Genomic DNA, 7,123 nt, shown 5'->3' on the forward strand with positions numbered 1-7,123 from the left:
CGCGGCGGCTTGCGCAACGACCAGCGGCGCTTCGCCTCCAGCCAGAAACGCGCGGCGATCTGACGCGGCGGAATGTGCCGCGCGAACGCGAGGCTGCGTGCGAGCTTCATCGACGAAGCGCTTCGAATTGCGCGAGATAGGCCTTGGCCAGTTTCTCGCGGTCGAAGTGAGCGCCGACGAAGGCTTGGGCGGACGCGCCGATCTGGCGGCCGAGGGCGCGGTCGTCGGCGAGCCGCAGGATCGCCGCGGCGAGCTCTGCATCGTCCTCGGGCGTGATCGCGATGCCCGCCTGGCCTTCGTCCATCAAGGCCTTGGCTTCGCCCTCGACCCCCAGGATCATCGGCACGCCCAGCGCCATCGCCTCGAACATCTTGGACGGGATCACGGTCTTGAACGTATCGACACGCTTGAGGAGCACCAGCGCGGCATCGCTCGCTCCCCACACGGCGGGCATTGCCGCCTTGGGCAATTGGTCGAGCATGACGATGTTGGTCAGGCCCCTGGCGTCGCGCATCGCCTTGATCGTTTCGCGTTCGGCGCCGCCGCCGACCATAAGAAAAGCGATGTCCGGGCGCTCGCGCAGCCGCTCGGCCGCGGCGATCACGGCTTGGAGGCCATGCGCCATCCCGTGCGTGCCGACATAGGAAGCGACGAACTTGCCGGTCAGGCCGTGCTCGGCGCGGAAGGCGTCGGCCGCCGCCGGATCGCTGGCGAAACGCGACAGATCGACGCCGTTCTTGATCACCGCGATCGGGCCTGTCGGGCGGCGCGCGCGGATGTGCGGCACGAAGCCGTCGGTCACCGACACGACCAGATCGGCCTTGCGATAAGCGAAGGCTTCGACCTTCTCGATCGCACGGATCGCGGCGCCGCGCTTCATCGCGCCGACGGTGACGATGCTTTCCGGCCAGAGATCGCGGATCTCGAGCACCCAGGGGCGCTTGCGCCGCTTGAGGAACCAGCCGGCGAGACCGCAGAAGAATTGCGGGCTGGTCGACATGACGATGTCGGCGCGCGGCAGACGCCCCATCCAGAAGATCAGCGAAAACAGATAGGACAGGTAATTGGCGATGCGCGGAAGGAAGCCTTCGTTCGCCGCCAGGAAGGTCCACAGCCGAATGACGCGGATGCCGTCGATCGTCTCTTCCTGCCACAATCGATTGCGATAGCCGGGATAGAGTTGCCCTGCGGGATGATTGGGCGCGCAAGTGACGACGGTCACTTCATGCCCCGCCTCGCGCCAGACACGCGCGTGCTCGGACAGGCGCGATGCGGGCGCATTCACCTCCGGCGGGTAATAATGGGAGAGCGCGAGGATTCTCACGGCCGCTCGCCTAGCGGGTCATGGATGATTGCGCCACCGTTCAGGCGGTCGGCAGAGCCGCGATCGAGCGGCAATAGCGCGCCTCGACGACTTGCGCCCAGCGGCGCGAGGTACGGCGATCCTCCTGATGCTCGATGTCGCCGCGCAACCAGTCGCCGACGGGAATGCCGAACCCGGTCTTGGGCCGGTCGACGACTTCCTGCGGCACCGGTGTGACCGGCGAGGTGGCGAGGAGCGCCTTGCCTTCGCCCGGCCGCAGCGAGGCGATGCGCGGTGCCACCGCCTCGAGCAACGTCATGTCGACCAACGGCACCCGGATCTCGACCGAATGCGCCATCCCCGCCCAATCGGCGTCGCGCAGCACTTGGTTGCGCATATAGTTGGCGGTTTCGAGCGCGCAGACGCGGCCATTGTCCGATCCGGGATCGGGCGTGACGCTGTCGGCGAGCAGATCGAGCAGCCCGAGTTCGTCCAGACCCTGGCGCGCGATCTCCGGATCCATCGCATCGTCGAGCTCGAATGGCAGCAGCACCGCGCGACGCAACAGATAGGCGCCCGGCCAGCTCCCGGCATGATCGAGCACGCCCAGCACCTTGGGATTGCGCCGCGCGAGGCGTGGCGCGAGCGTACGGATCAGCATCCTGCCGGCCTTGGCCGAACCCGGTATCCTGGTCAGCGGACCGGCGCGATGCAACATTCGCGGCACCGACTGGAAGGTCGAATAGCCGGCGAGCAATTCGTCGCCGCCCAATCCCGACAAGGCGACCTTCAGGCCCATTTCGCGGCACGCCTTGCTGACGAACCAGCTGTTGATGCCGTCGACGCTGGGTTGATCCATCGCGTCGAAGATCGCGTCGAGATCCTCGGCGAATTCGGCGGCGGTGACATGGCGGACGTGATGGTCGACGCGATAGCGCTGGGCGATCTCGATCGCGCCGGGCATCTCGTCGTCGACGGTCCCGGCGAATTCGCGGAAGGCGAGGGTGCAGGCGCGGACCCTCTTCTGCCCGCAATCGCGCATCAGGCCGATCAGCGCGCCCGAATCGACGCCGCCCGACAGGAACGCGCCGACCTCGACATCGGCGACGAGATGATGGCGCACGCTGTCGCGCAGCGCCGCTCGGATATCGGCATCGGTAGCGGTCCTGTCCCGAGCCCTCGCCAGGGTGGCGGCGACATTGGCGTAGCGAACGGGTGCTCCGGTGCCCGCCGGCGTGCAGGTCAGCCAATGACCCGCCGGCAAGGCCAGGATATCGCGATAGAGCGTGAAGGGCTCGGGAACCGATCCGGTCAGGTGAAAACCGGTCAGCCCGGCAGCCGACCGTTCCCTCGAAACGGCAGGATCTACTAGCAACGCCTTGACCTGTGAGGCGAAGCGCAGCGTGCCGCCCTTGTCGGCATAATAAAGCGGTTTGATGCCCAGCGGATCGCGCGCGAGGAACATCGATCGCGCGCTCGCGTCCCAGATCGCCAGCGCGAACATGCCGCGCAACCGCGGCAGCATGGCGGCGCCATGGCGCGCGTAGAGATTGAGCAGGACCGCGGTGTCCGAATCGCCGACGAACGCGACGCCATGGCCCGCCAGTTCGGTGCGCAGCGCGCGATAATTGTAGATCTCGCCGTTATAGGCGATCGTGTATCGCCCGTCGGGTGTCGCCATCGGTTGCGCACCGGTCTCGCTGAGATCGATGATGGAGAGACGGCGATGGCCGAAGCCGACGCGCCCGTCGGCCGCGATCCACAGGCCGTCGCCATCGGGCCCGCGGCTCGCCATGCGATCGCGCATCGCGATCAGTGTGGCCTGGTCGATCGGAGATCCGTGATCCGCGTGCGCGAAGAAACCGGCCAGGCCGCACATGTCCGGCAGTTTAACGCGATGCGGTTTTTCGACGCAGCGCGTTGGCCAGCGCTTGCGGCAGGAACCGGTTCATCAACTCCAGGGCGATATGCGCGAGGATCACCAGCGCGATCGGACCAAGGATATCCGAAACGAAGGCGCCGTCGACGCGGATGGCCATTCTCATCCCGATCAGAACGATGAAGAACAGATGCCAGGCCTTACGTTGGATGACTTCGTAGGAATATATAGACCAGAGACTGAATACCAGCGCAATGAATACTGCGATGCTTATCGTGCCGAGCCATCCGCCATTCCAATAAGCCTCCGCGGCAAATCCAGCGCTAGACGATGAATTATAGTTACCGTTTGCGGCGTAGGATAACTCTCTCGCAACGTCAGTAATAATCGGCTTGTTTGGATAAATAATCCTCGGAATCCAGACGATCGACCAATAACGAAACGAGTGTCCCGGCATACCATGGTCATACTGGTTAATTGCGAAGGTGCCGGCGTTGACAAAGCTCAGGCGCATCCAGCCAGTTTCTACTTCGCTGAATTGGTCGATTTCCCTTCCGCCGTTAAAATAGGAAAGATATAGGTCGGGGATATCTTTAACGGTCGCCGCGCCATTATAATAGGCGCCGTTCACATCGCGAACATGGGTCACGATCGGCGAGAGAAACATAAATAGCGAGACGAAGCAGGCGCCGAAAATCCCAATGCGGACCAAACTCCTTCGATGATAGATGAAAGCGATCCCCACCATGACAAGCGGCATCAGCATGACCGATTTGCTCATCGCGTAGAATCCAATCACGCACTCACCGAGAGCGAGTACGATGGGCCAGATTATAAACTCGCGCCTCTTGTTCTCCAGGCCCCAGAATATGACCATAAAATATCCGAGCCATGATAGAACGGACAGATTGGCCAAGGTGCTGAAAAAGCTAAAATTCGCCCATCCAACTATTTGTGGGAATATAACAAGATAATTAACCAGAGATCCCACGGCAAGGCAGATAGATCCGAATACGATCATATTGAAATTAGAAGGGTTAATAAAATTTCTGCCGGAAAAAGCTCTGGATAGAGACTTATTCCTAGCAGAGATGAATATCATTTTTGATGTAGTAATAAAAATTAAATTGAATGCGGTCATGACGGCATTCAATTTTATTATTTCGTAGGGAAAGAAGTTGTAAAAACCTCGCATTAGCTCCTGCGTATCTTCATTCGCATATATCGGAACCAGTGAGCCGATGCCAAAATAGGCGAGCATGGCGACGCGATACCAGAGAAGCGGAGCCCAAAGAGACGCGACATTGCGCTTCATCTGGCGATATCCACCCCAGGCGAGCACGATCGAGAAGGCGATCAGGCCGACGGTGTTGATCCAATCTTCCGAGCCGGGAAGCGCGGTCATCCCCATCAGGAACCAGAGGCAGACAAGCGCGGAGAAGAAAATCTCGCGATAGGTCGGTTCGAGATCGTCGATCAGCGAGGCGGCCTGCTCGGGCTGGCGCACCGCCGGCTGGAATCGAGGGCTGGCGAGGGTCGCCATGGTCAGGCGGCCATCCGCTGCGCCGGCGCGCGGGCCGCGCGCGCGATACACTCGCGGCCGTACCAGTCGACCTGCAGGTCGGCGAATCCCTTCCGTTTCAGCGTATCGAGAAAATGCTGGGGATCGCCGCCGAAATCGTGTAGCTCGATGGCGACGCGATCGGTGATGTCGAGCAGCCGGCTGGCGCTCTCGGTCATGAAGAATTCGCTTCCCTCGATATCGCATTTGAGGAAGTCGATATGATCGATGGCGTAGCGTTTGAGGAATTCGTCCTCGTTGATGGTCGGCGCGTCGCCATAGGCCGGGTCGTTTTCGAAATCGCGGCGCTGCTTGTCGGTGAAGATGCCGATGAAGGCACGGCACAATTGCGCGCGGTCCTGGAAGCCGTTGGCCGTCATCGTCGCCGCCCATTTGGCGCCGAGCGGGGCGCTCGGCTCGATCCCGATCAACCGCGCGGTCGGATTGGCGGCGAGCGCCTGGGCGGAGAAATTGCCCATGTTCGCGCCGAGATCGACCACCGTGCCATGGTCGGGGACCTGCAGGAAATCGCCGCCGGCGTAGACGTCGCGGACCCAAATCTCGCGCAAGCCGCTGAACGCGCTTTCGCCGGTCAGGAGCGCGGTGCCGATCGCATGACGCACGCGGAACGGCCCGTTACCCATCAGGCGGTCGGCCGCCAGCAGATTGCGGGTCTTGAGCGCGCTCGGCAGCGTCAGGGCGACGCAGACCAGCCAGCGCAACGCCAGCCAGATGCCCGCAACGCGGGCGATGCCCCTGAAATCTCCGAACAGTTTTGCCAACATGAAGGATCGTATCCGCTAAAGGACGTTTTGCCCGTGCCGTCCTAGGCAGGTCGGTCGGCAGGGGCAATGCGCTAAGTCAGCCTGCGCGACGGCGCATGCGGCATCAACGACGAGCCACGGCGACCGGCATGCTATACGCCGCGCGCCGCGAACCAGGCGTTCAGCCGCCGCAGCATCGGCCTTTCGACCAGGGTATAGACGAGCGACCCCAAGGCGATTCCCGCCGCGGCCAGCAACAGGATCGCGATCGGCCGGGCGCCGACGCCGGCCAAGCCGGCGCGCCCCAAGCCATAGGCCAGGAGGCGCTGGGCGAGCAGGTGCCACAGGTAAATGGCGAAGGATGCATTGCCGAGGAAGAACAGGATCTTGTGCGCCATGCCTCGCAACGCAAAGCCAGTGCTAGCCATCGCTAAAATCCAAAACGAACCGGCCAGGCCAAATAGAGGCGTTAATGAGCGTTGGGCGATTTCTAGCGCCACATTTGGCTGCCTGGAGAGCTGCAATTGCACGTCGGCCCCTGCGGCAATGGCGAACACCGCCAGACCAATGATTGACAAAGCGAGCGCTCTATTGGCCCCGATGTGCCCGACACGGCGGCCGATCAAGAACGTCAGTGCGCCTAATCCGAACAGGAAAACATAGGCCGATCCGAACAATGCATTCATTTGGTCTCGATGCGCCACATCGGTGAATTCGCACAATAGATAGCCGCTGAGACCCCAAACCGCCAAGCTGAGCAGGAATGCACGCCGGCTTACGAAAGCGACGAGAAATAGGCTATAAAAAGCTATTTCAAACGCCAGCGTCCAGACCACGGGCGGCGCGAAATCGAAGGTGAAGGGAAACAGAGTCAACGAATTGAGCCATTCCATCGGCGAGAGCGGCTTGTGGCCCGCCCCGCGGAACGCCGCCCAGGTTAGCACCGCAAGGAAAACCGGTGGATAGATCCGGACGAGTCGCTTACGGATATAGGAGGGAAATTCGCCGGGACGATCGAGCCGATCCCAATGGATCTGACAAATGATGAAGCCCGACAGGACGAAGAACAGTTCCACCCCGACATGGCCGAACAGGAATATCCGTTCCCAGCTTCTAACGGGATAATAGCCGCCGGGCCCGAACGAGAGTGCTGCGTGATAGAACACGACCAGCACCGCCGCGATCGCGCGGTAATATTGCAGCCCCGGCAGGAGCGGAGTGCGCTCCTGGCTCTCCATCAGCGAGCGTCGCCGAGCAAACCCCGTCCTTTCAAGGTCGCCGCGATCTCTTCCGCGCGCGCTTCCAGCGAATAGGCGGGGACGCAGCGCAGATGGCCGGCTTCGGCGACCGCCGCCCGCTCGGTCTCGTTCGCCAGGTAATGACCGATCCGCTCGATCAGCTGCGCTTCGCCGGTGAAGACGTCGATTTCACGACCGGGCTCGTACAGCGCGCGAACCTCATCATTGTCGACATGGAGCATGAAGCCGCCGGCGGCGGGGATTTCGAACGTCCGGGTCGACGTCAGATCCTGCCATTTGTCCGGCCCGACCTCGCCATGATGGATCGCCAGGTTGATCCGCGTCTCCTCGATCGCACGAGCGAAATAGTCGCCGGTG

At 62.1% G+C, this 7,123-nt stretch carries 6 protein-coding genes; all 6 read right to left on the bottom strand.

Annotation, left to right across the window (positions count from 1 at the left end; all coding sequences use genetic code 11):
• Positions 1 to 106: 106 nt before the first annotated feature.
• Positions 107 to 1,324 carry a glycosyltransferase family 4 protein gene (locus tag ACTHJR_RS02555; RefSeq protein ID WP_440521506.1) on the bottom strand — a complete coding sequence of 406 codons (1,218 nt, stop codon included), beginning with the start codon at positions 1,322 to 1,324 and terminating at the stop codon, positions 107 to 109.
• 40 nt (positions 1,325 to 1,364) lie between these two features.
• Positions 1,365 to 3,182: an asparagine synthase (glutamine-hydrolyzing) gene (gene asnB, locus ACTHJR_RS02560; protein ID WP_440521507.1), complete on the bottom strand. Its 1,818-nt coding sequence runs from the start codon at positions 3,180 to 3,182 to the stop codon at positions 1,365 to 1,367.
• Between the two features lie 10 nt (positions 3,183 to 3,192).
• Positions 3,193 to 4,776 carry a hypothetical protein gene (locus ACTHJR_RS02565; RefSeq protein WP_440521508.1) on the bottom strand — a complete coding sequence of 528 codons (1,584 nt, stop codon included), beginning with the start codon at positions 4,774 to 4,776 and terminating at the stop codon, positions 3,193 to 3,195.
• Entirely contained in the window at positions 4,728 to 5,528 is an 801-nt protein-coding gene (locus tag ACTHJR_RS02570) for an FkbM family methyltransferase (protein WP_440521509.1), read from the bottom strand. Before ACTHJR_RS02570 ends, ACTHJR_RS02565 begins: the two co-directional genes overlap by 49 nt.
• 131 nt (positions 5,529 to 5,659) lie before the next feature.
• A complete protein-coding gene (locus ACTHJR_RS02575; RefSeq protein WP_440521510.1) occupies positions 5,660 to 6,745 on the bottom strand; it encodes an acyltransferase family protein in 1,086 nt (361 codons plus the stop codon).
• Positions 6,745 to 7,123: glycosyltransferase family protein (locus ACTHJR_RS02580; RefSeq protein WP_440521511.1), on the bottom strand; the 379-nt coding region annotated here is incomplete at its 5' end. The genes ACTHJR_RS02575 and ACTHJR_RS02580, both read right to left, overlap by 1 nt.

It is taken from the genome of Sphingomonas sp. (genome assembly GCF_051962185.1).
Classification (GTDB): Bacteria; Pseudomonadota; Alphaproteobacteria; order Sphingomonadales; family Sphingomonadaceae; genus Sphingomonas.

What these genes read in the sequence shown, in the direction of transcription:
- ACTHJR_RS02575 (WP_440521510.1), bottom strand. Translation starts at nt 6,745, where the DNA reads ATGGAGAGCCAGGAGCGCACTCCGCTCCTGCCGGGGCTGCAATATTAC.
- asnB (WP_440521507.1), bottom strand. Translation starts at nt 3,182, where the DNA reads ATGTGCGGCCTGGCCGGTTTCTTCGCGCACGCGGATCACGGATCTCCG.
- ACTHJR_RS02570 (WP_440521509.1), bottom strand. Translation starts at nt 5,528, where the DNA reads ATGTTGGCAAAACTGTTCGGAGATTTCAGGGGCATCGCCCGCGTTGCG.